General features: G+C 76.0%; 21 protein-coding genes, 1 pseudogene and 1 riboswitch. Of the genes and pseudogenes, 10 read left to right on the top strand and 12 right to left on the bottom strand.

Annotation, left to right across the window (positions count from 1 at the left end):
• The first annotated feature begins 26 nt into the window (after positions 1 to 26).
• A complete protein-coding gene (locus GY42_RS03105) occupies positions 27 to 1010 on the top strand; it encodes a quinone oxidoreductase family protein (protein WP_046528215.1) in 984 nt (327 codons plus the stop codon).
• Complete coding sequence (locus GY42_RS03100) at positions 1007 to 1759, top strand: DsbA family oxidoreductase (RefSeq protein ID WP_046528214.1); 753 nt, start codon at positions 1007 to 1009, stop codon at positions 1757 to 1759. Before GY42_RS03105 ends, GY42_RS03100 begins: the two co-directional genes overlap by 4 nt.
• Positions 1760 to 1830: 71 nt before the next feature.
• On the opposite strand, the gene thiD is transcribed toward GY42_RS03100, so the two are convergent.
• The 3 genes and pseudogenes from thiD to thiM all read right to left on the bottom strand — a co-directional run bounded on the left by thiD (position 1831) and on the right by thiM (position 4902).
• Positions 1831 to 3372, bottom strand: coding sequence for a bifunctional hydroxymethylpyrimidine kinase/phosphomethylpyrimidine kinase (gene thiD / locus GY42_RS03095; RefSeq protein WP_236686700.1), 1542 nt, complete (start codon positions 3370 to 3372; stop codon positions 1831 to 1833).
• Positions 3373 to 3511: 139 nt separating this feature from the next.
• Positions 3512 to 3994 (bottom strand): annotated as a pseudogene (locus GY42_RS18555) (thiamine phosphate synthase); the annotation flags it as partial.
• A gap of 50 nt (positions 3995 to 4044) precedes the next feature.
• Positions 4045 to 4902: a hydroxyethylthiazole kinase gene (gene thiM, locus GY42_RS03085; protein ID WP_082131335.1), complete on the bottom strand. Its 858-nt coding sequence runs from the start codon at positions 4900 to 4902 to the stop codon at positions 4045 to 4047.
• A riboswitch (TPP riboswitch) is annotated at positions 4894 to 4992 on the bottom strand. (Overlaps the previous gene by 9 nt.)
• 200 nt (positions 4993 to 5192) lie before the next feature.
• On the opposite strand from thiM, the gene GY42_RS03080 reads away from it, so the two are divergent.
• Positions 5193 to 6503: a TrpB-like pyridoxal phosphate-dependent enzyme gene (locus GY42_RS03080; protein WP_046530477.1), complete on the top strand. Its 1311-nt coding sequence runs from the start codon at positions 5193 to 5195 to the stop codon at positions 6501 to 6503.
• A gap of 59 nt (positions 6504 to 6562) precedes the next feature.
• Here GY42_RS03080 and GY42_RS03075 read toward each other — a convergent pair whose 3' ends face one another.
• The 8 genes from GY42_RS03075 to infC all read right to left on the bottom strand — a co-directional run bounded on the left by GY42_RS03075 (position 6563) and on the right by infC (position 19237).
• A complete protein-coding gene (locus tag GY42_RS03075) occupies positions 6563 to 11542 on the bottom strand; it encodes an ExeM/NucH family extracellular endonuclease (RefSeq protein WP_052748184.1) in 4980 nt (1659 codons plus the stop codon).
• Between the two features lie 271 nt (positions 11543 to 11813).
• Positions 11814 to 14393, bottom strand: coding sequence for a phenylalanine--tRNA ligase subunit beta (gene pheT / locus GY42_RS03070; protein ID WP_046528212.1), 2580 nt, complete (start codon positions 14391 to 14393; stop codon positions 11814 to 11816).
• Position 14394: 1 nt separating this feature from the next.
• On the bottom strand, positions 14395 to 15468 hold the full coding sequence (gene pheS, locus GY42_RS03065) for a phenylalanine--tRNA ligase subunit alpha (protein ID WP_046528211.1): 1074 nt from the start codon (positions 15466 to 15468) through the stop codon (positions 14395 to 14397).
• 272 nt (positions 15469 to 15740) lie between these two features.
• Complete coding sequence (gene thpR / locus GY42_RS03060) at positions 15741 to 16379, bottom strand: RNA 2',3'-cyclic phosphodiesterase (RefSeq protein ID WP_046528210.1); 639 nt, start codon at positions 16377 to 16379, stop codon at positions 15741 to 15743.
• 95 nt (positions 16380 to 16474) lie between these two features.
• The gene (locus GY42_RS03055; RefSeq protein WP_236686699.1) at positions 16475 to 17305 is read right to left on the bottom strand and encodes a TrmH family RNA methyltransferase; all 831 of its coding nucleotides are present in this window, start codon (positions 17303 to 17305) and stop codon (positions 16475 to 16477) included.
• A gap of 127 nt (positions 17306 to 17432) precedes the next feature.
• Positions 17433 to 17816: a 50S ribosomal protein L20 gene (gene rplT / locus GY42_RS03050; RefSeq protein WP_046528209.1), complete on the bottom strand. Its 384-nt coding sequence runs from the start codon at positions 17814 to 17816 to the stop codon at positions 17433 to 17435.
• Positions 17817 to 17879: 63 nt separating this feature from the next.
• The gene (gene rpmI, locus GY42_RS03045; protein ID WP_046528208.1) at positions 17880 to 18074 is read right to left on the bottom strand and encodes a 50S ribosomal protein L35; all 195 of its coding nucleotides are present in this window, start codon (positions 18072 to 18074) and stop codon (positions 17880 to 17882) included.
• A gap of 89 nt (positions 18075 to 18163) precedes the next feature.
• Positions 18164 to 19237 (bottom strand): translation initiation factor IF-3, encoded by a 1074-nt coding sequence (gene infC, locus GY42_RS03040; RefSeq protein WP_236686698.1) that lies wholly within the window; start codon positions 19235 to 19237, stop codon positions 18164 to 18166.
• Between the two features lie 387 nt (positions 19238 to 19624).
• Here infC and GY42_RS03035 point away from each other — a divergent pair, with 387 nt between their 5' ends.
• The 4 genes from GY42_RS03035 to GY42_RS03020 all read left to right on the top strand — a co-directional run bounded on the left by GY42_RS03035 (position 19625) and on the right by GY42_RS03020 (position 23006).
• Positions 19625 to 20038, top strand: coding sequence for a Fur family transcriptional regulator (locus GY42_RS03035; RefSeq protein WP_046528207.1), 414 nt, complete (start codon positions 19625 to 19627; stop codon positions 20036 to 20038).
• Positions 20039 to 20106: 68 nt separating this feature from the next.
• Entirely contained in the window at positions 20107 to 21612 is a 1506-nt protein-coding gene (locus tag GY42_RS03030; RefSeq protein WP_046528206.1) for a catalase, read from the top strand.
• Between the two features lie 114 nt (positions 21613 to 21726).
• Positions 21727 to 22101, top strand: a complete 375-nt coding sequence (locus GY42_RS03025; RefSeq protein WP_046528205.1) for a DUF1844 domain-containing protein — start codon at positions 21727 to 21729, stop codon at positions 22099 to 22101.
• A 401-nt stretch (positions 22102 to 22502) separates the two neighbouring features.
• Entirely contained in the window at positions 22503 to 23006 is a 504-nt protein-coding gene (locus GY42_RS03020; protein ID WP_046528204.1) for an FBP domain-containing protein, read from the top strand.
• A 3-nt stretch (positions 23007 to 23009) separates the two neighbouring features.
• On the opposite strand, the gene GY42_RS03015 is transcribed toward GY42_RS03020, so the two are convergent.
• Positions 23010 to 24344, bottom strand: a complete 1335-nt coding sequence (locus GY42_RS03015; RefSeq protein ID WP_046528203.1) for an MFS transporter — start codon at positions 24342 to 24344, stop codon at positions 23010 to 23012.
• A gap of 158 nt (positions 24345 to 24502) precedes the next feature.
• Between GY42_RS03015 and GY42_RS03010 the strand changes: the two genes are divergently transcribed.
• Genes GY42_RS03010 through GY42_RS03000 form a run of 3 tightly spaced genes read left to right on the top strand, consistent with a single transcriptional unit; the run spans position 24503 to position 26302 of the window.
• Positions 24503 to 25153, top strand: coding sequence for a hypothetical protein (locus GY42_RS03010; RefSeq protein WP_046528202.1), 651 nt, complete (start codon positions 24503 to 24505; stop codon positions 25151 to 25153).
• Positions 25150 to 25878: a S1C family serine protease gene (locus GY42_RS03005; protein ID WP_046528201.1), complete on the top strand. Its 729-nt coding sequence runs from the start codon at positions 25150 to 25152 to the stop codon at positions 25876 to 25878. Before GY42_RS03010 ends, GY42_RS03005 begins: the two co-directional genes overlap by 4 nt.
• Positions 25879 to 25900: 22 nt before the next feature.
• Positions 25901 to 26302, top strand: a complete 402-nt coding sequence (locus GY42_RS03000; protein ID WP_046528200.1) for a hypothetical protein — start codon at positions 25901 to 25903, stop codon at positions 26300 to 26302.
• The last annotated feature ends 48 nt before the right edge of the window (positions 26303 to 26350 follow it).

Genomic DNA, 26350 nt, shown 5'->3' with positions numbered 1-26350 from the left:
GCCCCGTCGCGGTGGTTGCGCCAGGCATGCGTGCAGTCGTCGCGACCCGGGCCGGCGGCCCCGAGGTCCTCGAGGTCACCGACGTCCCCGACCCGACCCCGGCACCCGACCAGGTGCTCGTGCGCGTCGCGGCCGCGGGCGTCAACTTCATCGACACCTACCGGCGCAGCGGCACCTACCGTATGCCGTTCCCGCACGTCGTGGGGTCGGAGGGCGCCGGCGAGGTCGTGCAGGTCGGTGCGGACGTCACGACGCTCGCGCCCGGCGACCGCGTCGCGTGGGCGTCCGCGCCCGGCTCGTACGCCGAGCTCGTCGCCGTGCCCGAGGCCCAGGCGCTGCCCGTGCCGCCCGGCGTCGACGACGCGACCGCCGCCGCGCTCCCGCTGCAGGGCATGACCGCGCACTACCTCACCACCTCGACCTTCCCGCTGCGCGAGGGGCACGACGTCCTGCTGCACGCCGGTGCGGGCGGCGTCGGTCTGCTGCTCACGCAGCTCGCGGCCGCGCGCGGTGCGCGCGTGATCGCCACCGTCGGCTCGGCGGACAAGGAGGCGCTCGCGCGCGCGGCCGGCGCGAGCGACGTCCTCCGCTACCGCGAGCTGTCCGACCTCACCACCGAGCTCCCCGCGCTGGTCCGCGACCTCACCGGCGGCCGCGGCGTGCACGTCGTCTACGACGGCGTCGGCAAGGACACGTTCGACGCGTCGCTCGCGTCGCTGGCCCGCCGCGGCACGCTCGTGCTCTACGGCGGGTCGTCCGGGCAGGTGCCGCCGGTCGACCTGCAGCGGCTCAACGCGGGCGGCTCGCTGTTCGTCACGCGCCCCACGCTCGGCGACCACACGGCCACGCGCGACGAGCTGCTGTGGCGCGCGACCGAGCTGTTCGACGCCGTCGCCGCCGGTGCGCTCGACGTCCGCGTCGGCGCCACGTACCCCCTGGCCGACGCGGCCGACGCACACCGCGCCCTCGAGGGGCGCACCACCACCGGAAAGGTCCTCCTGCTGCCATGAGCCTCGACACCCCCGTCTTCGCCGCCCCGCCGCGGACCGTCACCGTCGAGGTCTGGTCCGACGTCGCGTGCCCCTGGTGCTTCATCGGCAAGCGTCGGTTCGCCACGGCGCTGCGCGACTTCCCGCACGCCGAGCACGTCGAGGTCGTGTGGCGCTCCTACCAGCTGTCCCCCGACACCCCCACCGGGCCCGGCCGCCCCGAGATCGACGCGCTCGTCGAGATGAAGGGCCTGCCCCGCGACCAGGTCGCGCAGATGTTCGGCCACGTCACCGACGTCGCCGCGGGCGAGGGCCTTCGCTACGACTTCGACCGCACGCTCGCGTTCAACACGTTCGACGCGCACCGCCTGCTGCACCTCGCGCGCCGCGCCGGTGGCGCCGCGCTCGTCGAGGCGACCATGGAGGCGCTGTTCTCGGCGCACTTCGAGCAGGGCGTCGACCTGGGCGCCGACGGTGCGCTCGTGCGGATCGCCGCGCAGGCCGGGTTCGGCGACCACGGCTGGTCGGACGAGCAGGTCGCGAGCGCCCTCGCGGGCGACGACGCGGCCGACGAGGTCCGCGCCGACCTCGACGAGGCGCGCGCGCTGCGCGTCACGGGCGTGCCGTTCTTCGTCGTCGACCGGAGGTACGCCGTCTCGGGCGCGCAGCCCGCCGAGGTGTTCACGCAGCTGCTCGACGCCGGGTGGCGCGAGGCCAACCCGCTGACCGCCGCCCCGAGCGCCGAGGCCTGCACCGACGGGTCCTGCTGACGCGACGCCGGGCCGGCGCCCGCCCGCGACGGGGGCGCCGGCAGCCGGCCCGTCCTTGCCGCGGGCGGACCTCAGACCCGCGCCGGCGTCGCCTCCCGCCGACGGCCCGGCGGCACGTCCGCGACGAGGTCGACCTGGTCGAAGAACGCGACCTCGTGCTCGCACGAGCGCACGTACGCCGTGAGCATGCGCGCGCGCGTCGCCGCACCGACCTCGCGCGCCGCGGCGTCCGCGAGCGCGCCCGCCTGCGCCGCCGACGCCGCGAACGCCGGGTCGCCGTACGTCACGACCCAGTCGCCGTACGGGTGGTCGGCCAGGTCGCCGGCCCGCGCGAGGATGCGCGCGCCGATGTCGGCGTACAGCCGGTAGCAGGGCAGCACGGCGGCCGCGACCTCGGCGTACGTGCCGGTCGCGCCGACCGCGAGCAGGTGGTCGGTGTACGCCGTCGTGACGGCGGACGCGGGGACGCCGGCGTACCGCCCGCCGGCGAGCCGCTCGTGGTGCAGCGCGGCCTCGACGTCCAGGCACGTGCTCGCGCCGCGGGCCCAGAACGCCTGCGCCTCCCCCGTGGGTGCGAGCTCGCTCGCGCGGGCCAGCACGCGGGAGTACGCCGCCAGGTAGAGCGCGTCCTGGTGCACGTACGCCTCGAACGCCGCGCGCGGCAGCGTGCCGTCCGCGAGCGCGCGCACGAACGGCAGGTCGTCGCACGCGGCCCGCAGCCCGGCGACGACGTCCCACGCCTCGTCGCCGAACGGCCGCGCGCCCAGGGTCGGCGCGTGGTGCAGGTGGTCGACCGGCCCGCGCCCGGAGCCGACGCGCAGCGCCTCGCCCGCGGCGATCGCGCCCGTGAGCCACTGCTTGGCCTCCCCGACCGTGCTCACCCAGTCGGGGCGTCGCGGTCGCAGCGCCGCGACGGCCGCCGACAACGAGCAGCCCGTGCCGTGCGTCGCGGTGGTCGCGACGCGCGGCGCGTCGAGCTCGACGACGGTCGTCGCGTCGACGACCGCGTCGGGGCTCGCGGCGCCGCCCAAGTGGCCGCCCTTGAGCAGCACGACGACGTCGCGCGTGCGAGCCAGTCGGCGCGCCTGGTCGAGCGCGGCGGACCACGTGCGGGCCGTCGGCTCGCGCAGCAGGACGCCGAGCTCGGGCAGGTTGGGCGTCACGAGGTGCGCGGCGCCCACGAGGTCGCGCACGGCGTCCTCGGCGTCCGCGTCGAGCAGGCGGTCGCCGCTGGTCGCGACCATCACCGGGTCGAGCACGACGACCGGCGGCCGCGTGCGCGCGAGCCAGTCGCCCACCTCGAGCGCGACCGCGCGGGTCGCGAGCATGCCGATCTTCACGGCGTCGACGCGCACGTCGTCGCCCACGGCGTCGAGCTGCGCGCGCAGGAACGCGACGTCGGGCACGTGCACGTCGCGCACGCCGTGCGTGTTCTGCGCGACGAGCGCGGTGACCACCGCCATGCCGTACGCGCCGTGCGCCGCGAACGACTTGAGGTCGGCCTGCACACCGGCCCCGCCGGTCGGGTCGGTGCCCGCGACGGACAGCACCCGCACGCGGCTCGCGGGCCGTCCCGTCGTCAGGTCCGTGTCGGCACCCGTCGGCCCGGTCACCGGGCACCGCCCACGACGAGCGCACCGTCCCACGCCGTGACCAGCGCGGCCGCCGCCGCGCCCGGGTCGGGGCCGCGCACACCGCGCTCACGACGGCCATCGCGTGCGCGCCCGCGGCGCGCAGCGCGGGCGCGTCGGACGCGGTCAGCCCGCCGATCGCGACGACCGGCCGCCCGGCGGCGGCGTCGACCGCGCGCCGCAGGCCGTCGAACCCGAGCGCGGGACCGGCCTCGGGCTTGGTGGGCGTGAGTCGCACCGGGCCGCTGCCCACGTGGTCGGCGCCCGGTGCGGCGCGCACGTGCTCGGGCAGCGCGGCCGAGACCCCGATCAGCGCGTCGGCGCCGAGCAGCGCACGGGCGTCGTCGACCTCGAGGTCGCGCTGCCCGACGTGCACGCCGTCGACCGAGGCCCCGCGGGCACGCGCCGCGAGCGCGACGTCGACCCGGTCGTCGACCACGAGCGCCGCGGGCCCGGCGAGACGCAGCGCGTCGGCGACGGCGACCGTGAGGTCGACGAGCTCGCGCACGCTCGCGCGCTTGGCGCGCACCTGGACGGTCCCGACGCCCGCGCGGACGGCCGCACCGGCGACCTGCGCGGGATGGTGCCCGGCACGGGCGCACACGTCCGCGTCGAGCACGAGGTAGACGCCCCCCGGCAGGGCGGGTGCCGCGCTCACGCCGGCACCGCCGCGGCGTCGAGCACGCGCGCACCCAGCGCGTCGGGCGTCAGGCGGTACAGCTCGTCGACGAGCGCGACCTGGAACGACGCGGGGCCGTGCGCGTCGCGCGCGGCCCGCTCGGCGGCCACGCCCAGCGCGGTCGACGCGCCGACCGCCGCGGTGAACGGGTCGGTCACGGCGGCGAACGCCGCGACGAGCCCGCCGAGCGCGCACCCGGCCCCCGTGATCGCCGTCAGCAGCGGGTCGCCGACGGCCAGCCGCACGGTCGTCGTGCCGTCGGTGACGAGGTCGACCGGCCCGGACACCGCGACCACGCCGCCGGTCAGCGCGGCGACGGCGACGGCCGCGTCGGCCGCCGCGTCGACGCCGTCGAGCGCGTCGACGCCGCGCCCGCCCGACGCGTGGCCCGCGAGCGCGCGGACCTCGCTCGCGTTGCCGCGCACGACCGCGGGCCTCTCCGCCAGCAGCGCACCGGCCAGGCGCGTGCGCACCGACAGCACGCCGACCGCCACGGGGTCGAGGACCCACGGGACGCCCGCGCCGGCCGCCGCGGCGACGGTCGGCGCGACGCACGCGCGCTGGTCGGGGCCGGGCGTGCCGAGGTTGACCAGGACGGCGCCCGCGACGCCCGCGAGCTCCTGCGCCTCACCCGGCACCGCGGCCATCGCGGGCGACGCGCCGAGTGCGAGCAGGGCGTTGGCGACGAGGTTCGTCGTCACCTCGTTGGTGAGGCACTGCACCAGCGGCGTGCGCTCACGGACGGCCGCGAGCGCGGCGGCCGCCGCGGCGGCCAGGTCGTCCGGCGGGGCACCCGTGCGGTGCGGGGCGGACGGGAGGACGGCAGACGTCATGGTCGACATCCCTTCGCTCGTGCTAACGAGATCAGGTTCGACGGGTGTGATCTCAGCCCGGCTCGGTACCGGGCACCCCGTGTCGCGGACCACCGTAGCAACACCGCGCACGCCCTCCCAGGAGCGTCCGCGCCGCGGGCCGGGGCGCACGTCGCCCCTGGTCGTGGACGTGCCCGCCGGGCGCGGGCGCGCGCCGCTACCCTCGCGGTGCGGGTCGCCGACGCCCGGGGGCGGCGGACGTGACCCGCGTCCGCCACCGCGCGCGTGCGCGCCCGACCCTGCGAGGCGACATGACGACCTCCCCCGACGCGACCCGACCCGCCGTGCTCACGGACCCCGTCGGCACCGTGGTGCCGTCGAGCGTGCCGACGCACTGGTACAACCTCGCGGCGGACCTGCCCGAGCCGTGCCCACCGGCGCTGCACCCGGGTACGCGCGAGCCCCTGACGCCCGACGACCTGGCGCCGCTGTTCCCGATGGCGCTCATCGCGCAGGAGGTCTCGACCGAGCGCTGGGTGGAGATCCCGCAGACCGTGCGCGAGATGTACGCGCTGTGGCGGCCGTCGCCGCTCGTGCGGGCGCTGCGCCTCGAGCGCGCGCTCGGCACCCCGGCGAAGATCTACTACAAGTACGAGGGGGTCTCGCCGGCCGGGTCGCACAAGCCCAACACGGCGGTCGCGCAGGCGTACTACAACGCGGTCGAGGGCATCACGCGGCTCACCACCGAGACCGGCGCGGGCCAGTGGGGCGCGTCGCTGTCCATGGCGTGCGCGCTGCTCGGGCTGGACTGCGAGGTGTGGCAGGTCCGCGCGTCGTACGACGCCAAGCCGTACCGCCGCATGCAGATGGAGACCTACGGCGCGACGTGCCACGCGTCGCCGTCGGACCTCACCGAGGCGGGGCGCGCGATGCTCGCCACCGACCCGACGACCACGGGCTCGCTCGGCATGGCGATCAGCGAGGCCGTCGAGTCGGCCGCGAAGGACCCGGCGGCGCACTACGCGCTGGGCTCGGTGCTCAACCACGTGCTGCTGCACCAGAGCGTCATCGGCGTCGAGGCGCTGGCCCAGCTCGACGAGATCGGCGAGACCGCCGACGTCGTGTTCGGGTGCGCGGGCGGCGGGTCGAACCTCGGCGGCCTGTCGTTCCCGTTCCTGGGCCGCAACCTGCGCGACGGGACCACGACGCGCGTGGTCGCGTGCGAGCCGGCGGCGTGCCCGTCGATGACGCAGGGCGAGTACCGGTACGACTTCGGCGACGTCGCGGGCCTCACGCCGCTGCTGAAGATGCACACGCTCGGCAAGGACTTCGTGCCGCCCGCGATCCACGCCGGCGGGCTGCGCTACCACGGCATGGCACCCATGGTGTCGCACGCGTACGAGCTGGGCCTCATGGAGGCGATCGCCGTCGAGCAGGACGCGGCGTTCGCGGCGGGCGTCGAGTTCGCGCGCGCCGAGGGGCTCATCCCCGCGCCGGAGTCCACGCACGCGGTCGCCGGCGCCCTCGCGCACGCTCGCGCCGCGACGACCGACGAGACGATCGTCATCGGCCTGTCGGGCAACGGCGTGCTGGACCTGCCCGCGTACAGCGACTACGTCTGACGCGGCACGACGACGGGGCCCGGCCGGATCTCTCCGGCCGGGCCCCGTCGTCCGTCGCGTCAGCCGCGGACCGACACCGTGCGGCTCGTGCTGCCCGCGACGTTCGTCGGGTCGGACGGGACGAACACCGCGGTGAGGCGGTGCGTGCCGCTGCCGAGGTCGCGCGGCACCGTGCCGACCGCGACGCCGAGCACGACGTTCGCGCGCGCCACGACCCGGTCGCCCTCGCGCAGCTCGACCGTGCCGGACGGCACGCGCCACGTGTCGAGGGCGACGGTCGCGACCCACGCCGACGGCACCCACCGGGACAGCGGCGACTGCACGACGTTCAGCGTCGTCGTGCTGGTCGCCTGCTCGACCGTGACGGTCACCGGCTCCGACTGCGAGCCCGCGACCGCGTCGGTCCCGGCCCACCGGGCCACGACCTCGTAGGTCCCCGCCGCCGTGGCCGCCGGCAGCGTGAACGTCGCGCGGCCGTCGCGCAGAGCGGCCGTGCCGAGCACGTCGTCGCCGACGACGAACTCGACCGCACCCGTCACCGGGGCGTCGGCCGTGACCGTCGCGACCAGGCGCACGCGCTGCCCCCACGTGCCGTGCACGTGCGAGTCGGGCGAGGCCGTGAGCGTCGTGGTCGACGCGGGCAGACCCGCCTCGACCGTGACGGGCACCGTCGCCGTCGTGCCGCTGGGTGCGGCCACGACCGTCAGCGCGTGCTCACCGGGCTCGACGCCCGCGGGCACCGTGACCGTGACCTGGGCCGACGCGTCGGGCCCGTCGCCCCGCACGAGCGGGAACGACCCGAGCGACTGCTCGCCCCACAGCACCTCGACCGCGGTGTTCTCCGGGGCCCCGAGGCTCGTGAGGTTGATCCCGCCGACCGTGAAGGTCAGCTCGTCGCCCGGTGCCACCGGCGCGTCGAGCGCGGGCACCGACACCGCGCGCTCGGCGAAGTCCGGCGTCAGCCCCGGGTGCGCCCGCAGGTACGCGATCCAGGCGTCGCGGTCGATGAGGCCCGAGTCCGCCGTGGCCGTGCCCTGCGAGAACACCCGGAAGTTGTCGCCGCCCTGCGCGAGGAACGAGAACGTGCCGATGCGGTACTCCCCCGCGGGGTCGATCGGCGCGCCGTCGACCGTGACCGACGTGATGCGGTCGCCCAGCGGCCGCGTCGCGTCGTACGTGTACGCGACGTTGTCCGACAGCCCCAGCTGCAGGTACGGGCGGCTCGGGATCGTGCCGTCCGGGTTGGTCTGCCACTGCTGCTCGAGCATCGTCACCACCTGGTCGCCCGTGAGGGTCGTGGTCCAGAGGTTGTTGACGAACGGCAGCACCGCGTTGGCCTCGGCGTACGTGATCGTGCCGTCGGGCGCGTACAGCAGCTCGGCACGCAGGCCGCCGGGGTTGACGACGCCGATGTCGGCACCGCCGCGCTCCGGGGAGGCCAACGTGTCGAGCAGCGCGTCCGCCACGAGGTTGCCGAGCGCCGACTCGCGGCTGCGGTCGTCCCGGCCCGTCGTCGTGCCCGGGGCCGAGCCCTGGTACACGCCGCCGACGTACGCGCCGCCGCTGAACGCGGTCGTGACGTCCGCCGTGACCGAGCCGACCGGCTGCGCACCGACCTCGTTCGCGTACGCGAGCGCCGCGTCGACGATCGTCTTGACCTCGGCCACGCGCGGGTAGGCCGCGACGAGGTCGGCGTCGGCCGTCGTGGTGCGCGCGACGTTCTCCGCGGTCACGGCCGTGACCGCGTCCGCGTCGCGGTCGTACGTGAGCACGACCTTGCCGAGGAGCTCGCCATAGGACCCGGTCTGCACGACCGGACGCTCGACGTCGCCGTGCGACGCGAGCCACGCGTACTGCTTGTGCGTGTGACCCGTGAAGATCACGTCGACCGCGGGGACCGTCTCGCTGACGATCGCCGCGAACGCGCCGCCCGCGGCGACCTCCTCCTCGAGGGTCGCGCCGTCGGGCGTCCCGGCGCCCGCGCCCTCGTGGTACTGCGCCACGATGACGTCGGCCTCGCCGTTGGCGGGGTCGCCGTCCGTGAGCTGCGCCGCGACGCGGTTGACCGCCTCGACCGGGTCGCCGAAGTCCAGACCGGCGATGCCGCCCGGCGTCACGAGCGTCGGGGTCTCCTGCGTGACCACGCCGATCACGGCGACGCTCACACCACCCATGTCGAGCAGCGCGTACTCGTCGAGCGCGGGCGTCGTGGTGCCCTTCTCGTAGACGTTCGCCCCCAGGTACGGGAACGCGGCGTTGTCACCGCCCGCGATCACACGGTCGACGAGGTCGTCGTACCCCTTGTCGAACTCGTGGTTGCCGACCGCCGACGCGCGCAGGTCCAGAGCGTTCAGCACGTCGATCGTCGGCTGGTCGTCCTGCACGGCCGACGCGAACAGCGACGCACCGATGTTGTCGCCCGCCGACAGGAAGGCCACCGGGCCGTCCGCCGCCGCGCGCTGCTGCTCGACGGTCCCCGCGAACTTCACGGTGTTGGCGTCGATGCGCCCGTGGAAGTCGTTGATGTTGAGGAACGTGAGGTCGACCGGTCCGGTGTTGTCCTCACCCGCGGCGAACCCGACCTTGACCGGGTTGTGGTCCGACGAGCGGTACGGGTCCGGCGCGTAGAACGACGTGCCGTGGTAGTTGAACCGGCTGTACTCGAGCGCGATCGACTCCTCGGCGTTGATGCCCCACACGTCCGCGCCGGTCGCCCGGGTCGCGGCCGCCTCGTTGAGGAGCACGTGGTCGAGCGAGCCCGACAGTCCCTGGAACGCGTACGAGTGCTCACCCGGCGCGAGCTGCGCCGCGGCGTTGAAGTAGCCCGCGTCGTACAGCACCTGCAGCGGGTCCTCGTGCGTGTACGAGTTGAAGTCGCCGACCAGCGCGACCGCCGCGGCGTCGCCCTGCACGGTGGGCACCCAGTCACGCAGCGCGGTCGCCTGGCGCACGCGCGACTCGTTCGACGCGCCCTGCCCGTCGCCCGTGTCGCGGTCGCCCGGCCAGGGGCCGGCCGAGCTCTTCGACTTGAAGTGGTTCACCACGACCAGCAGGGGCTCGCCGCCCGCGGCCGGCGTGAAGACCTGGCCGACAGACTCGCGCGCGTTGCCGAACGCCTGGTCGTCGCCGCCCTGGTCGCCCAGCGCGCGGGGGTCGCCCACGGGCGTCGCCGCGGCCGGCCGGTAGATGATCGCGTTGGTGATGACGTCCTGCTCGGCCGCGGGCGGGAGCTCGGTGGACGACGGCACGTACGCCCACGTCCCGGCACCGGCCGCCTCGTTCAGCGCGTCGACGAGCGTCGCGAGCGCGGCGTCGGGCGTGCCCGTGACTCGCGCCGAGTTCTCGATCTCCAGCAGGCCGACCACGTCGGCGTCGAGCGCCGTGATGGCCGCGACGATCTTGTCCTGCTGCCGCTCGAGGTCCGCCTTGTCCCACGCGCCGCGCTGGTCGCAGCCCTCGCGGACCGTGACCGGCTCACCCGTGGGGTCGCGGTACGGCACGCACGCGGGGTTCTCGTCGCCGAGCGTCGTGAAGTAGTTGAGGACGTTGAACGACGCGACGCTGAGGTCGCCGCCCACGGCCGCGGGCGCCGACGTGCGGGTGTTCTCGAACGTCGCGGGTGCGGGGCCGCCGGCCGCGACGGGCGCGGTCGGGCTGAGCTTCCACGCGTTGTTGCGGTAGTCGACGACGACCGGGTCGGTGAACTGCACGGCCGCGCCGATCCGCACGGGGTTGTCGAGCGACACGTACGGCGGTGTCAGCGCGCCGTTGCCGGGTGCGAGGAAGTTGATCGACGCGCCGTCGTCGAGCACGACGCCGCGGGCGGCGTTGTCGGCGACGACCGCCGCGGCCTCGGGAGAACCAGGACGCGCGACGTCGGTCGGCTGCAGCAGCGGCGTCGTGCCGACCGCGAGCGCGACCTCGCCGTACTGGTTGGTCGTGTACGTGTTGGAGACGGTGAGGTCGCCCGTCGGCAGGTAGAGCATCGACTCGAGCGCCTCGCGCGCCGCCGCGTCGGCGGGCCACGTGCCCTGCACAGGCGTCGGCGCGTCGGCGGCCGGGAGCTGCTCGACCGCCGCCGCACCCTCGACCGCGATCTGCGTGAGCCCGAAGTACTCGGCGACCTGCCCGGTGACGCGCACATGCTGCCCGGCGACGACCTCGCCCACGGTCGACGGCGAGTACACGAACACCGCCTCGGACCCCGTACGTCCGGTGGTGTCGCCCCCGCCCGAGCCCGGGGTCTGCAGCACGTAGCCGTCGTAGCCGCCGGTCGCGTACACCGCGGTGACGACGCCGGACGTCGTGACCGTGCGGCCCACGAGCGGCGACGCGTCGCCGGTGCCCTGCACCTCGGCGATCGTCACGGTCGTCGGCTCACCGGGCTCGCCGGGCTCACCCGGCCCCGTGCCCGCCGACGTGGGCGTCGGCGTCGCGGCGCGGAAGTCCGCCGCGTTGTCCGCCGAGTGCGTGTGCGCGTCGTCGCGCTGCACCGACGTCGCGTTGGTCGTCGCGGGCGCCGGGGCGGTCCCGGCGAACGACGAGGCGGTCGGCCCCCAGCCGAGCAGGTCGACGACCGTGTCGACCTGTGCGCACCCGGTCGAGCACGTCAGTGCGGCGGTGCCCTGCACGAGCGCGACCTTGCCGTTCGTGCCGCTCATCGCGACGTTCGTGCCCTCGAGGTCCACCGGCACGTCGGGAGCCGCGGTGTTCGCGCCGAACGCCTGCCCGACGACGAACGTCGCACCGGCGGGCACGCTGCCGGACAGCGGCGTGACCTGCCACGACGCGCCCGTCACGGACGCGTACTGCAGCGAGTACCCCGCGAGGTCCACGGGGGCGTCACCCGTGTTGACCAGCTCCACGAAGTCCCGGTCGAACGGGGCGCCGGAGTTGCCCCCGCCCCCGTACACCTCGTTGACCAGCAGGGTCGCGTCGGTCGACACCGCCGCGCTCGCGGCTCCGGCGGCTGCCACACCGCCGGTGAGCACCAGGGCGAGCGCGGTGAGCGCTCCGGTGGCCGTTCGTCTGACGTGCACGCAGATCTCCTCCGTCGGGCGCGGCGAGGGGTCGTGGTGACCACGCCTCGTCGCGCGGGCAGGCGGCCGCACCTGGACGGCCGTCCTCACCCTGTGGGGTCCGTCCCTTTCGCCGCAACTACCCGACAGTAACTATCTGGTGAACTCGTCCGACGACGTCCCGGTTCGTCCGTATTTCGCGGTGACGATCGGGGCGCGACACGGCGCAGGGACGACGCAGGCCGGCCCCGGGAGCACCCGGGACCGGCCTGCGGTGAGACGGAACCGTCCGCTACGCGCGCAGCTCCGCGCCGACGCGCGCGTGCGCCTCGGCCACGACCGCGTCACGCACCGCCGCGGTCTCGGCAGCCGTGAGCGTGCGGTCCGGCGCACGCAGGCGCAGCGCGAACGCGAGCGACGTGCGCCCCTCGCCGATCTGGTCGCCCGTGTAGACGTCGAACAGCCGCACGTCCTCCAGCACGTCGCCCGCGGGGCTCTGCTCGACACCCGCACGGACCGCGGCCAGCACGTCCGCCGCCGGGACGTCGGACGCCACGACGAGCGCGACGTCCTCCTTGGCGACCGGGAAGGTCGAGACCGGGGCGGCCTCGACGGGCGCGTCCGACGACGCCGCGAGCAGCGCCGTGAGGTCGACCTCGAACGCGACCGCGCGCGCGGGCAGGTCGAGCGCCGCGACGACCTGCGGGTGCAGCTCGCCCGCGTGCCCCACGACCACGCCCGTCGGCGCCGTGAGGCGCGCGCACCGGCCCGGGTGGAACGGTGCACGCTCGCCGTCGGCCGCGACCGCGAGCTCGACGCCCACGCGCTGCGCGATGCGCTGCACGAGCGCCATCGCGTCCGCGTGGTCCGCGCGGCGGCCGGGCCCCCAGTGCCCGGCCGGCTCGACGAGCCCCGTGAGCACGCCCGCGACGTGCAGCGGCTGGTGCGGCACGGCCGCCTCGACGGTCGCGAGCACGTCGTCCGCGGGACGCACGCCCCCGGGCAGCCGCGGCGCGACCCCGCCGTCCGCACCCGGGAGCGTCACCAGCCCGAGCTCGAACACGCCGAGGTCGGTCGTGCCGCGCGCGACGTTGCGACGCGCGGTCTCCAGCAGCGTCACGAGCAGGTCGGTGCGCATCAGCGGCTGGCCGTCGGCGAGCGGGTTGACCAGGCGCACCGCGTGGCGCCGCTCGTCGTCCGCGGCCAGCCCGAGCGCGTCGAGCTGCGCGGCCGAGACGAACGGGTAGCTCAGCACCTCGACGAGCCCGGCCGCCGCGAGCGCGTCCGCGACCGCACGCCGCTGGCGCTGCGAGCGCGTCAGCCCGCTGCCGGTCGGCGCCGCGGGGACGACCGACGGGATCGCGTCGTACCCGCGCAGCCGGGCGACCTCCTCGACCAGGTCGACACCCGCGACGAGGTCGGGACGCCACGTGGGCGCCGTGACCCGCCACGGCACGACCGACGCGTCGACCGTGCAGCCGATCTCCTCGAGCGTCGCGCGCACCTCGTCGTCCGTGTACGGCACGCCGACGAGCCGCCCCGCCTGCGCGGGGTCGAACGCGACCGGCGCGGGCGTGCCCGTGCGGTCGACGTCGGTGAGCGCGTCGTCAACCGTCCCGCCGCCGTGCTCCACGAGCAGCGCGGCCGCGCGCGCGACCGCGACCCGCGCGAGCCGCGGGTCGACGCCGCGCTCGAACCGCTTGGACGCCTCCGAGCTCAGCCGGTGCCGCCGCGAGGACCGCGCGACGCTCACGGCGTCGAAGTGCGCGGCCTCGAGCAGCAGGTCGGTCGTGCCGTCCGACACCTCGGAGTCCGCGCCGCCCATGACGCCCGCGATCCCCAGGACGCGCGCCGCGCGCCCCCCGGTCGAGTCGGTGACCAGCAGGTCCTGCGCGTCGAGCGTGCGCTCGACGCCGTCGAGCGTGGTCGTGCGCTCCCCCGCCCGGGCGCGCCGCACGACCACGGGCGCCGTCAGCGTCGCGAGGTCGTAGGCGTGCATGGGCTGCCCGAGGTCGAGCATCACGTAGTTGGTCACGTCGACCGCGAGGCCGATGGGTCGCATGCCGGCCTGCGTGAGGCGCCGCTGCAGCCACGCCGGCGACGGCGCCGACGCCGCGACGCCGCGCACGACCTGCGCGACGAACCGGTCGCAGCCCGGCACGTCGTGGATGCCCGCGTCGTCGTCGATCTCGACGCCGAACCCCGCGGGCCGCTCGCGCAGCACGTCGTCGGACGGCAGGCCGAGGTCCGTGAAGCGCGCACCCGTCGAGTGCGCGTACTCGCGCGCGACGCCGCGCATCGAGAAGCAGTAGCCCCGGTCCGGGGTCACGTTGATCTCGAGCACCTCGTCGGCCAGCCCCAGCAGGCGCAGCGCGTCGGTGCCGGGCGCCGTCACGTCCGGCCCGTAGCCGAGGCGCGACAGCACGATGATGCCCGCGTGGTCCTCGCCCAGGCCGAGCTCGCGGGCCGAGCAGATCATGCCGTCCGACACGTGCCCGTACGTCTTGCGCGCCGCGATCGGGAACGGCCCGGGCAGCACGGCGCCCGGCAGCGCGACGACGACGCGGTCGCCCACGCCGAAGTTGTGCGCGCCGCACACGATGCCGCGCGCGACGGTCGGCTCGCCGGCCTCGTCGAGGTCGTTGTGCGCCCCGACGTCGACGCGGCACCAGTTGATCGTCTTGCCGTTCTTCTGCGGCTCGGGCGTCAGCTCGAGCACCTGGCCGACGACGAGCGGGCCCGTCACGCCCGAGGTGTGGATCGCCTCCTCCTCGAGCCCCACGCGCACGAGGTCCGCGGCGAGCGTCTCGGCGGTGAGGTCGGCGGGCAGCTCGACGTGGTCGCCGAGCCAGGTCAGCGGGATACGAGGCATGTCAGATCACCGTCCGGAACTGCTGGGAGAAGCGCACGTCGCCCTCGACCATGTCGCGCATGTCGGCGATGCCGTGCCGGAGCATGAGCGTGCGCTCGATGCCCATGCCGAACGCGTACCCCGAGTACACGTCGGGGTCGACGCCGCACGCGCGCAGCACGGCCGGGTTGACCATGCCGCAGCCGCCCCACTCGATCCACGCGGGCCCGCCCTTCTTCTGCGGGAACCACAGGTCCATCTCGGCGGACGGCTCCGTGAACGGGAAGAACGACGGCCGCAGGCGCGTGCGCGCCTGCGGCCCGAACATCGCCCGCGCGAAGTGGTCGAGCGTCCCCTTGAGGTGCGCCATCGTCAGGCCCTTGTCGACCGCGAGGCCCTCGACCTGGTGGAAGACGGGCGTGTGCGTCGCGTCGAGCGCGTCGGTGCGGAACACCTTGCCGGGGCACGCGATGTACACGGGCACGCCGCGCTCGAGGAGCGTGCGCGCCTGCACGGGCGACGTGTGCGTGCGCAGCACGAGGCCCGAGCCGTCCTCCGGCACGTCGGCGCCGGCGGGCGGCGCGACGAAGAACGTGTCCTGCATCTGACGCGCCGGGTGGTCGACGCCGAAGTTGAGCGCGTCGAAGTTGAACCACTCGGCCTCGAGCTCGGGGCCCTCGGCGATCTCCCAGCCCATCGCGACGAACACGTCGGCGATGCGCTCCGAGAGCGTCGACAGCGGGTGGCGCGCGCCGAGCGGGTGGCGCTCGGCCGGGAGCGTGACGTCGACGGACTCCTCGACGAGCACGCGCGCGTCGCGCTCGGCCTCGAGCTCGGCCGTGCGCGCCGCGATCGCGGCGTTGACGCGCCCGCGCGCCTGCCCGACGAGCCTGCCCGCGGCCGCCTTGTCGGGGCCGGGCAGCGCGCCGATCGCGCGGTTCGCGAGCGCGAGCGGGCTCGCGTCACCCGTGTGCGCGAGGCGGGCGGACTTGAGGGAGTCGAGGTCGCCGGCGGCGGCGACGTCCGCGAGCGCGGCGTCGACGGCCGCGGCGACGCCGTCGGCGTCGAGCGGGGACAGCGTGGTGTCGCTGGTCATGGGGACCTTCCAGGACGGTTCCGGGCGGTCGGCACCCGCGGGTGCGGGCCTCGACCGGCGGCCGGACGCGGTGCTGGGCGCACGCACGTCGGCCGGCTGGGCAGTCTAGTGGCGCCCGCCCCGGGGCGGCCGGGGCGTCCGAAGGACGTCAGCGGCCGGCGTCGGCGTGCAGGTCAGCGCACGCGGCCCGGGACGGGCCGCGGAAATCGGTGACCACCCGCCGTGCGGGTGCGCTCGACCGCGCTCATGCCGTCATGCTGCCACAGCCCGGGTCAGCGGCCGAGCGGACACCGCGCGAGCGGCGTGTACAGCGGCCCGCCGCCACGCCCTTCGCCCGGGCGCGACTCGACGAGCGTGATCTCGTCCACGGTCCACACCGGCCCCTGGTACACCGCGAGCGCCTGCACGAACGTCTCCGCGGGTCCCGGGTCGTCGAACCGGGCCCGGTCCCGGCCCGGCCCCCGCGCACCGGGAGGCGTGCCGCGGTGCCGCGCCGGACGACCCGCGGGCCGCACGCGTCCCACCGTGAGGTGCGGACGGTGCCGCACGCGGGGGTCGGGCGGTGCACCGTGCGCGTCGCCCGCCGCACGGGCCGCGGCCGCGAGCGCGGTGGCCGCGGCGACGTCACCGCCTGCGCCGACCCACAGCGTGCGGTGCGCGAACACACCGGCGCCCGCGAGCCGCAGGTCGAACGGCGCGAGCGCGGTCGCGTGCGCCGCGAGGTCGGCCCCCAGCGCGTCGACGACGGCGTCGGGCAGCGTCCCGTAGAACGCCGACGTCAGGTGCCACGCGTCGCGCGCGGTCCACCGCACCGCGTCGTCGGGCCCGCTGCGGGCGCGGACGGCGCCCAGCGCGAGGTCGAGGTGGTCGAGCACGTCGTCGGGCGGCCACACCGCGGCGAACAGTCGCATGCGGTCAGCCTGCCAGGGCGCGCCCCGGCACGGCAGGTCTCGCGCCGCGCGACGCGGACCGTCCGCTCGGGCGTCCGGCCCCGGGCGCTCGGCGGTCAGCGCTGCGCGCGCCCCGACGCGTACAGGCAGACCGCCGCGGCCGTCGCGAGGTTGAGCGACTCGGCGCGCCCGCGCAGCGGCACCCGCACGACGGCGTCGGCGAGCGCGAGGTCCTCGTCGCGCAGCCCCCACGCCTCGTTGCCGAAGACCCAGGCCGTGGGTGCCGCGAGGTCGGGCACGCCCTGCGGTGCCCGCCCCGCGACGTCGAGCAGGTCGTCGAGGTCGTGCGCACCCCCGCCCGCCGCGGCGAGCACCGCGACCCCGGCGTCCCGCAGCGCCGCGACGACGTCCGGGAGCTCGGGCCCCGTGACGACCGGCAGGTGGAACAGCGAGCCCGCGGTCGAGCGCACCACCTTGGGGTTGTGCACGTCGACGCTGCTCGCCGTGAGCACGACCGCGTCGGCGCCGGCCGCGTCGGCCGCGCGCAGCACGGTGCCCGCGTTGCCGGGGTCGCGCACGTGCGCGAGCACCGCGACGAGCCGGGGCGCGCCTGCGACGACCGCGTCCAGGCCGGCGTGCACGAGGTCCGCGACCGCGACCAGGCCCTGCGCGTCGGCGCTCATGGCGTCGACCACCTCGGGCGTCGCGAGGCGCACGCGCACGCCGCCGGCGTCGGCCGCGGCGAGCACGTCGGCGTACCGCTGCGCCGCGTCGGGCGTCGCGTACAGCTCGTGCACGCGCCCACCGCCGGGAGCGACGGCCTCCCGGACGGCCTGCGGCCCCTCGACGAGGAACCGGCCGTGCCGGCGCCGCGCGGACCGGTCGGCGAGCGCGCGCACCGCCTTGACGCGGTCGGCGCGGGGGTTGCTCAGCAGGTCGTCGGCCACGGCCCCATCATCCCCGAGCCGCGGGGACGGCGTCACCGCGGGGAGACGACGACGCCCCCGCCGTCACGAGGACGGCGGGGGCGTCGGTGCTGCGGTGCCGGCGGTCAGCCGACGGTGCGCGGCGAGGTCACGCGGCGCTGGGCGCGTTGACGTCCTCGGGGAGGGCGGCCTTGGCGACCTGCACGAGCGCGGTGAACGCGGCGGCGTCGTTGACGGCCAGGTCGGCCAGGACGCGACGGTCCACCTCGACGCCCGCGAGGCGCAGACCCTGGATGAGACGGTTGTACGTCAGACCGTTCTCACGCGAGGCCGCGTTGATGCGCTGGATCCACAGCTTGCGGAAGTCGCCCTTGCGCGCCTTGCGGTCGCGGTAGGCGTACACCAGCGAGTGGGTGACCTGCTCCTTGGCCTTGCGGTACAGGCGCGAGCGCTGTCCGCGGTAGCCGCTCGCCCGCTCGAGGGTCGACCGGCGCTTCTTCTGGGCGTTGACCGCCCGCTTCACGCGTGCCACGTGATGCTCCTTGCCTTGTCCGGGGCTCGGTGCCTCCGCCTGGGCGCTGACGCGCCGAGGGGGTCAGCGGCCGAGCAGCTTCTTGATCTTGGGAGTGTCGGCGGGCGAGACGACGACGTCACCGGCGATGCGGCGGGTGCGGCGGCTCGACTTGTGCTCGAGCAGGTGGCGACCACCGGCCTGCTCGCGCATGACCTTGCCGGTGCCGGTGACCCGGAACCGCTTCTTGGCACCGGAGTGCGTCTTGTTCTTCGGCATGGCTGCCGTCTCTCCTTGTCGTTCGCATCGCACGGTCGTGCGACTCGGGGGTTCGTCCGGGCGCCGCGGGGCGGCACCCGTGCGGTGTGTCAGCCGGCGTCGCCGCCGTCGCCCGTGGCGCGCGGGCCGGGCCGCGGCGCGGGCTTGGGCGCCGCGCCGGGGCGCGGTGCGGGCCGGGCGGCGGGAGCCGGCGTGGCCGACGCCGGTCGCGGCGTGCTGGGACGCGCGGCCGGGCGCGGGGCGGCCGCGGGACGCGGGGCCGACGCAGCAGGACGCGGCGCGGACGCAGCGGGGCGCGGTGCCGACGCGGCCGGACGCGGTGCCGACGCAGCGGGGCGCGGGGCGGCCGGGCGCGACGCGGGCGCCGGCTCGGCGGCGGCCGGAGCAGCCTCGGGCTCGGGCTGGGGCGCCGTCTCGACGGGCGCCTGCTCGGCGGCGGGCGCCTGGTCGACCGTGGGCGCCTGCTCGACGGCCGAGGTCTCCTCGACCTCGACCGCGTCGTCGGCGATCTCGACGGTCTCGTCGGACGCCTCGCGGCGCGGGCGCTCGTCGCGCGACTGCGCGGCGCGGCGCTCCTTCTGCTGGTCGGCCTTCTTCTTGGTCGGGCCGAGCACCATGATCATGTTGCGCCCGTCCTGCTTGGGCATGCTCTCGATGAAGCCGAGCTCGGCGACGTCGGCGGCGAGCCGCTGGAGCAGGCGCACGCCCATCTCCGGGCGCGACTGCTCGCGGCCGCGGAACATGATCATGACCTTGACCTTGTCGCCGGCCGCGAGGAAGCGCTCGACGTGACCCTTCTTGGTCCCGTAGTCGTGCGGGTCGATCTTCAGACGGAAACGGATCTCCTTGAGGATCGTGTTCGTCTGGTTCCGACGCGCCTCACGGGCCTTCATGTCGGCCTCGTACTTGAACTTCCCGTAGTCCATGATCTTGCACACGGGCGGACGGGCGGTCGGCGCGACCTCGACCAGGTCGAGGTCCGCGTCCTGGGCAAGGCGCAGCGCGTCCTCCAGGCGCACGATGCCGACCTGCTCCCCCTGGGGGCCGACGAGTCGGACCTCGGAGACGCGGATCCGATCGTTGATGCGGGGCTCGCTGATGTGGTGCTCCTCGGGTGAGTCGTGATGGACCCCAGGAACGAGGAAGGCCCCCGTCCTGGGCACAGGAGGAGGCCATGTCCGGTCGCGGCGGCCTCCCTCGCGGGCGACCACCGTGCGGCCGGCGGGCGAGCCCGACGACCGGCGACTGGGACCCGGTCCCTGTCGCCGGACGAGCCGGACGGGCGGGACCCAGGTGGGACGTGACTCCACTTGTGCATCCGTGCCGCCGCGGGTCCCCGACACCGGCACGGAGGTCCTGGGCCGTCCGGCCGGGGCCGGTCGACGAGGTGCCGTGCGGGGACGAGGGCGCGCGGTAGCGCGGAACAGTCCCGACAACCATACCAGAGCCCCGACGGCACGCCTCCGGACCCGTGGCAACCCACCGCGAGGCGGGAGACCTGGACAGTCGTCAGACTTGAACGATTCCAGAAACCATGATCAGGTGGGACCGTGACCGACACCGACCTGCTGCGGCAGCACGGGCTGCGGGTGACCGCTCCCCGGCTCGCCGTGCTCGACGCGCTCGAGGCGCACGCGCACCTCGACGCCGACGAGGTGCTGCAGCGCGTCCGCACGACCCTGCCGACCGTGTCGGTGCAGGCCGTGTACGACGTGCTGCACGCCCTCGCCGGCGTCGGGATGCTGCGCCGCATCGAGCCCGCGGGGCACCCCGCGCGCTACGAGCGCCGCACGGGCGACAACCACCACCACGTCGTGTGCCGCACGTGCGGCACCGTCGACGACGTCGACTGCGTCGTCGGGCACGCACCGTGCCTGGCCCCGAGCTCGACGTCGGGCTTCACGGTCGACACGGCCGAGGTCACGTTCTGGGGCCTGTGCCCCGCCTGCCGGTCCGCCGGCTGACCCACCCGGTGCCGTCCCTGCCGGCACCCGCGGGCGTCCGCGCCCGTCCCGACGAAGGAGGAGCCCCCGTGCCCCACGTCCCGCCCACCACCACGAACTCCGGTGCGCCCGTCGCGTCCGACGCGCACTCGCTCGCCGTCGGCGCCGACGGCCCGATCGTCCTGCACGACCACTACCTGGTCGAGAAGCTCGCGCAGTTCAACCGCGAGCGCGTGCCCGAGCGCGTCGTCCACGCCAAGGGCGGCGGCGCCTTCGGCACGTTCACGGTGACGCACGACGTGTCGGCGTACACGCGCGCGGCCCTGTTCCAGCCGGGTGCCACGACCGAGATGCTCGCGCGCTTCTCGTCGGTCGCCGGCGAGCACGGCTCCCCCGACACGTGGCGCGACCCGCGCGGCTTCGCGTTGAAGTTCTACACGACCGAGGGCAACTACGACCTCGTCGGCAACAACACGCCCGTGTTCTTCCTGCGCGACGGCATCAAGTTCCCCGACTTCATCCGGTCGCAGAAGCGCCTGCCGGGCTCGAACCTGCGCGACAACGACATGCAGTGGGACTTCTGGTCGCTGTCGCCCGAGTCGGCGCACCAGGTCACCTGGCTCATGGGCGACCGGGGCCTGCCGCGGTCGTGGCGCACGATGGACGGCTTCGGCTCGCACACCTACCAGTGGGTCAACGCGGCCGGCGAGCGGTTCTGGGTCAAGTACCACTTCCAGACCCAGCAGGGCATCGACAACCTCACGGCCGACGAGGCCGCGCAGCTCGCGGGGTCCGACGCCGACCACCACATCCGCGACCTGTTCGAGCACATCACCGACGGCGACTTCCCGCGCTGGACGCTGCGCGTGCAGGTCATGCCGTACGAGGACGCGAAGACCTACCGGTTCAACCCGTTCGACCTCACCAAGGTGTGGCCGCACGCCGACTACCCGCTCATCGACGTCGGCGTCATGGAGCTCAACCGGAACCCCGAGAACTACTTCGCGCAGATCGAGCAGGCGACGTTCGCGCCCAGCAACTTCGTGCCCGGCATCGGCCCGAGCCCCGACAAGATGCTGCTCGCGCGGATCTTCTCCTACGCCGACGCGCACCGGTACCGCGTCGGCACCAACCACGCGCAGCTGCCGGTGAACGCGCCCCACGCCGAGGTGCACTCGTACTCGAAGGACGGCGCCGCGCGCTACGCGTTCCCGCCCGCCGACCGCCCGGTCTACGCGCCGAACTCGCTCGGCGGCCCCGCCGCCGACCCGGCGCGCGCGGCCGAGACCGGCGGCTGGGAGTCGGACGGCGAGATGGTCCGCGCCGCCGCGACCCTGCACCCGCAGGACGACGACTGGGGCCAGGCCGGCACCCTCTACCGCGACGTGTTCGACGACGCCGCGCGCGAGCGGTTCCTCGAGACGATCACGGGCCACGTCGGCGCCGTGCGCAGCGACGAGATCCGCGCGCGCGCCGTGCAGTACTGGACGAACGTCGACGCCGGGCTCGGCGCCGCGCTGCGGGCCGCGCTCGTCGCCGCCGGCGCGCCGGTCGAGGCTGGCGAGCCCGGGACGGCCAGCACGCCGGTCGCCTGACGCCCCGAGCCCCACGACGGCCCCGCACCCCCGGTGGGTGCGGGGCCGTCGCACGTCACCGCGCCCGCCCGACCGCGTGCGGGCCGTGCGCCGCACCGGTGAGAGGATCGGGGCATGAGCGACTCGCCCGCCCACGACGCGCCGGACCCGACCGCCGAGGCGGTGCGCGACATCGCCGACGTCGCCGCCGTGGAGGTCATCACGACCGCCGCCGTCCACCTCATGAGCGCGGCCGCCGTCAAGTGCGGGCTCGCCGAGGACGACGCGCACGGCGCCGGTGCGCGGCACCGCGACCTCGACGAGGCGCGCAAGCTCATCACGGCCCTCGCGGCGCTCGTCACCGCGTCGGCGCCCGACATCGGCAACCAGCACGCGCGCTCGCTGCGCGACGGCCTGCGCTCGCTGCAGCTCGCGTTCCGGGAGGCGTCGCCGTTCCCGGACGCGCCGGGCGAGGGCCCGGGCGAGGCCTTCACCGGCCCGGTCTCCTGACCGCTCTCGCGACCGCCCGCGGCAATCGGGGCGACGGGGCGCCGACCACGGGCGTACCCTCGACGAGGCGCGCGGCCCGTGCGCGCCGTCGACCGACCGGAGGAGCGAGCATGCGGTGCGTGACCGGGGGGAGCGAGGTGGCCGTGCAGGCCTGCTCGGGCGTCCCCCGTCGCCGCACCGCCGTCTCCTGAGCGCCCGGGCACCGTCCTGCACGCTGGCGCGCCGTCCTCGCGCACCCTCGACGGGTGCCGACGACGCGCCGACCACACCCGCGGTCCCCGTGACGGCCGGTGGCGGCCCCGCCCGCCCTGCCGTCGTCCCCCGGCCCGCCCGCGCCCGTCCCCGGTCGCGGCGCACCGTGGTGGGACGACGGTCCCCGCCGCACGGAAGACCGAGAACCCATGCTCCCCCTGACCGAGAAGCAGCTGCGCTCCGCCCTCGTCAACGCCTCGCGCCGCGAGGCCGCCGACGCGACCCTCCCCGACCTGACGACCCTCGACTGGGACCGCCTCGACTACCTGGGGTGGCGCGACCGCCGCGCGCCCCTGTCCGCGTACGTCGTGCTCGAGCTCGACGGTGCGCCCACCGGCGTGCTGCTGCGCGCGTCCGACGCGTCCCGTGCCCGCCGCCGTGCCGTGTGCGCGTGGTGCGAGGACGTCGTCGTGACGGACGACGTCACGCTGTACGTCGCGCGTCGCGGCGGTGCGTCGGGGCGGCGCGGCAACACGATCGGCACGTTGATCTGCACGGACTTCACGTGCTCGCGCAACGTGCGGCGGCCACCGACCCGCACCGAGGCCGGGTCCGACGCCGAGGCGATGCGCGAGCTGATCGTCGAGCGGCGCGTCGCGGGCCTGCGCGAGCGCTCCGCGCGGTTCGTCGCGGAGATCCTCAGCACGCGCTGAGCGTCACGGCGCGGTCGGCGCGTGCCCCCGCGGGTCCGCACCGGCCGCGCCGTCGCGCGCACCGACCGGGTCGTCGACGACGACCTCGGCGGGCGTCTCCGCGGCGGGCGACGTGACGACGGCCGGCGACGACGGCACGGCCGGCACGTCGCCCGCCGCGCCCGCCGGCGCCAGGAGGGCGGGCCTGCGACGGCGCACCGCGACCACGACGAGCCCGAGGCCCGCGACGCCGCCGCCCACGACGGCCGCCGTGAGGAAGCCGCCGCCCGCGCCCACGTGGTCGATGACCCACCCGCACAGCGGCGCGCCGAGCGCGTTGCCGACGGTCTGCATGGTCCCGCTCCACCCCATGACCTCGCCGCGGCGCTGCTCGGGGACCAGCCGCACGAGCGTCGCGTTGATGGACGACAGCGCGGGCGCGCACGGCAGGCCCGCGACGAACACGGCCACCGCGAGCGCGACCGGGCCCTGCACGAACGCGGCCGGGAGCGTCGCGGCGGCGAGCACCGCGACGAGCAGCAGCGGTGACGGCTGCCGCGGGCTCGCGCCGTGCAGCAGGCCGCCGACGGCCGACCCGCCGGCCCACAGCGCGATCATCCAGCCGACGTCCGTGGCGCGCCCGGCGTCGTTGAGCGCCGCGACGAGCGACACGTCGGTGCCCATCAGCACGAACGACGCGGCGGCGGCCGCGAGCAGCACGACCAGCAGGTGCGCGGACAGCACGCGCGTGCCGGGCGGCAGCGGCGCGTGCTCGACGCCGGCCGTGCGCGTCGGGGGGTTCGCCCACAGCAGCAGCAGGCCCGCGGCGACGGTCGCCGACCCGACCACCGTGAGCGCGAGCGCGCTCGACCCCTGCGTCACGAGCAGCACGCCGAGGACGGGGCCGAGCATGAACGTGAGCTCGGTGAAGACCGAGTCGAGCGCGTAGGCCGCCTTCTGGTGCGCGGGCGGCACGAGCACCGCGAGCGACTGCCGCGTCACGGAGAAGACGGGCACGAGGAAGACGCCCGCGACGAACGCCGCGGCGATCAGCGGCACGTACGCGAGGTGGGGCGCCGCGAGCCAGACGCCCGACTCGACCACCACCGACGGCAGGACGGCACGGCGCAGCCCCACCCGGTCGACGAGGCGACCGCGCCACGGCGCGCCGATCGCGAGGCCCACGGTCATCGCCGCGGCGACGACGCCCGCACGCGCGTACCCCTCGTCGAGCGCCGTGACGACGTGCAGCGTCAGCACGACGCCGGTCGTCGCGTGCGGCACGCGCGCGACGAGCGAGACGAGGAACAGCCGCAGCACGCCGGGCAGGCGCAGCACGTCGCGGTACGAGGAGATCACGAGTCCGTATCGTCACACGCCGCGCACCGTGCCCCGGTCCGCCCGTCCCGGGCGCACCGCAGCGACCTGTCCGGCTCGTCCCGTCCCGTCCGGAGCGCACCCGTCGCGCGCGGCGCGACTGCGCCCGACGTCACACGTCGCACGCCTATCCTGGGGCGATGAGCGGCCCGAGCGGACCCGTCCCCTCCCCCGGACCCCAGCCCCCTGCCGTCCCGCCGTCGGTGCCGCCGGGCGGCTGGCCGGCCGCGGCGCCGAGCCCGCAGCCGGCACCCACGGCCGCTCCCCCGCCCGCGCGGCGCCGGCGCCCCGCGGTCGCGGTCCTCGCGGTGCTGCTGGTGCTCACGCTGGTCGGCGCGGGCGTGCTCGGCACGTACCTGTGGCGCACGAGCGACTCGTGGCGCGACGCCGCGGCGGACTGGGAGGCGCTCGCGCGCGAGCACGGTGCGCAGGTCGCGCAGACGCAGGCCGACCTCGAGGCGACGTCGTCCGAGCTCGAGGCGACCCGCGGCCAGCTCGCGACGGCGCAGACCCGCATCACCGAGCTCGCGGACGAGAAGGCGCAGCTCGGCGACACGACGGCCGCGCAGCAGCAGCTCGCCGACTACCAGACGCGCGTGTCGCGCGCGGCGGGCGACGTCGCGACGGCGCTGACGAACTGCATCGACGGTCAGAAGCGCCTCATCGAGTACCTCGGCGACACGTCGCGCTACGACGCGGACGACCTCGCGCGGTTCCGCGCGGACGTCGAGCGCGTGTGCGGCGCGGCGACCGACGCGAACGCGGCGCTGCAGCGGGAGCTCGCGCGGTGAGCCGCCGCGTCGGCGCGGCGACGCTCGTGGGCGTGCTCGCGCTGGCCGGGTGCGCGGCGCTGCCGCAGCCCGCGCCGCCCGTGCCGGGCAGCGTCGTCCCGAGCAGCGCGCCCGCGCCGTCCGCGAGCGCGGACGGTTCGCAGCTGTCGCCCGACGGCTTCGACGCCGCGCAGCGCATGGCCGTGCGCATCCGGAACATCGGGTGCGGGGCGCTGTCGACCGGGTCGGGGTTCGCGGTGGACGAGCACACGCTCGTGACGAACCGGCACGTCGTCGCGGACTCCGCCGAGCTCGAGCTCAGCACGTACGACGGCCGGGACGTCGCCGCCGAGGCCGCGAGCACGGCCGCCCTCGCGGACCTCGCGGTCGTGCGGACGGTCGACGCGCTGCCCGCCGCACCCGTGCTCGCCGACGCGGACCCGGCCGTGGGCGACCCCGTGACGGTCGTCGGGTACCCGCTGGGGCGGCAGCTGACGGTGACCGACGGCCGCGTCGTGGGTGCGGTCACGGACCCCCTCAACGAGAACCTGGGCGAGGTGCTCGTGACCGACGCGCCCGTCGAGCCCGGGTCGTCCGGGTCGGCGGCGCTCGACGCCGAGGGACGCGTCATCGGCGTGGTGTACGCCAAGAACGCCGACGACATGAGCTTCCTCGTGCCCGTGAGCACGCTGCGCGACCTGCTGGCCGACGAGACGGCCTTCGCACCCGCACCCGCGTGCGGGTGACCCCACCGAGAGGACGCACGACATGGGTGACCACCGCCTCGACCCCGCCGCGCTGACGCGCTCCGCCGACGACACGTTCACGGTCCGCCGCGTCTTCGGCGAGCCGTACGAGCGGGACTGTGCGCTCGTCGTGCCCGTCGCGCGCGTCACGGGCGCCGTGGGGGCGGCGACCGCGACCGGGGACGGCGGTGTGCGCGGCCCGCGGCGCGACGACGACCGCGGCGCCGGGCCGTACGGCACCGGCGACGCCGGTGCGGGTGCGTTCGGCACGCACGTCAAGGCGGTCGGCGTGTTCGTCGTCGACGACGACGGTGCGCACTGGCACCCGGCGCTCGACCTCAACCGCGTGATCCTCGGCGGGCAGCTCGTGGGCGCGGTCGTCGGGTGCGCGTTCGCGCTCGCGTGGGCGTTGCGGCGTCGCTGAGACGACCCGCCGGCGTACGCTGGGACGACCCGCCGCGGGCGAGGCCGC

Origin of the sequence: Cellulomonas sp. FA1 (genome assembly GCF_000986825.1) — a bacterium.
Classification (GTDB): domain Bacteria; phylum Actinomycetota; class Actinomycetes; order Actinomycetales; family Cellulomonadaceae; genus Cellulomonas; species Cellulomonas iranensis.
Note: the sequence above shows the minus strand (reverse complement) of the source record. Positions and strands in the feature narration are given on the sequence as shown.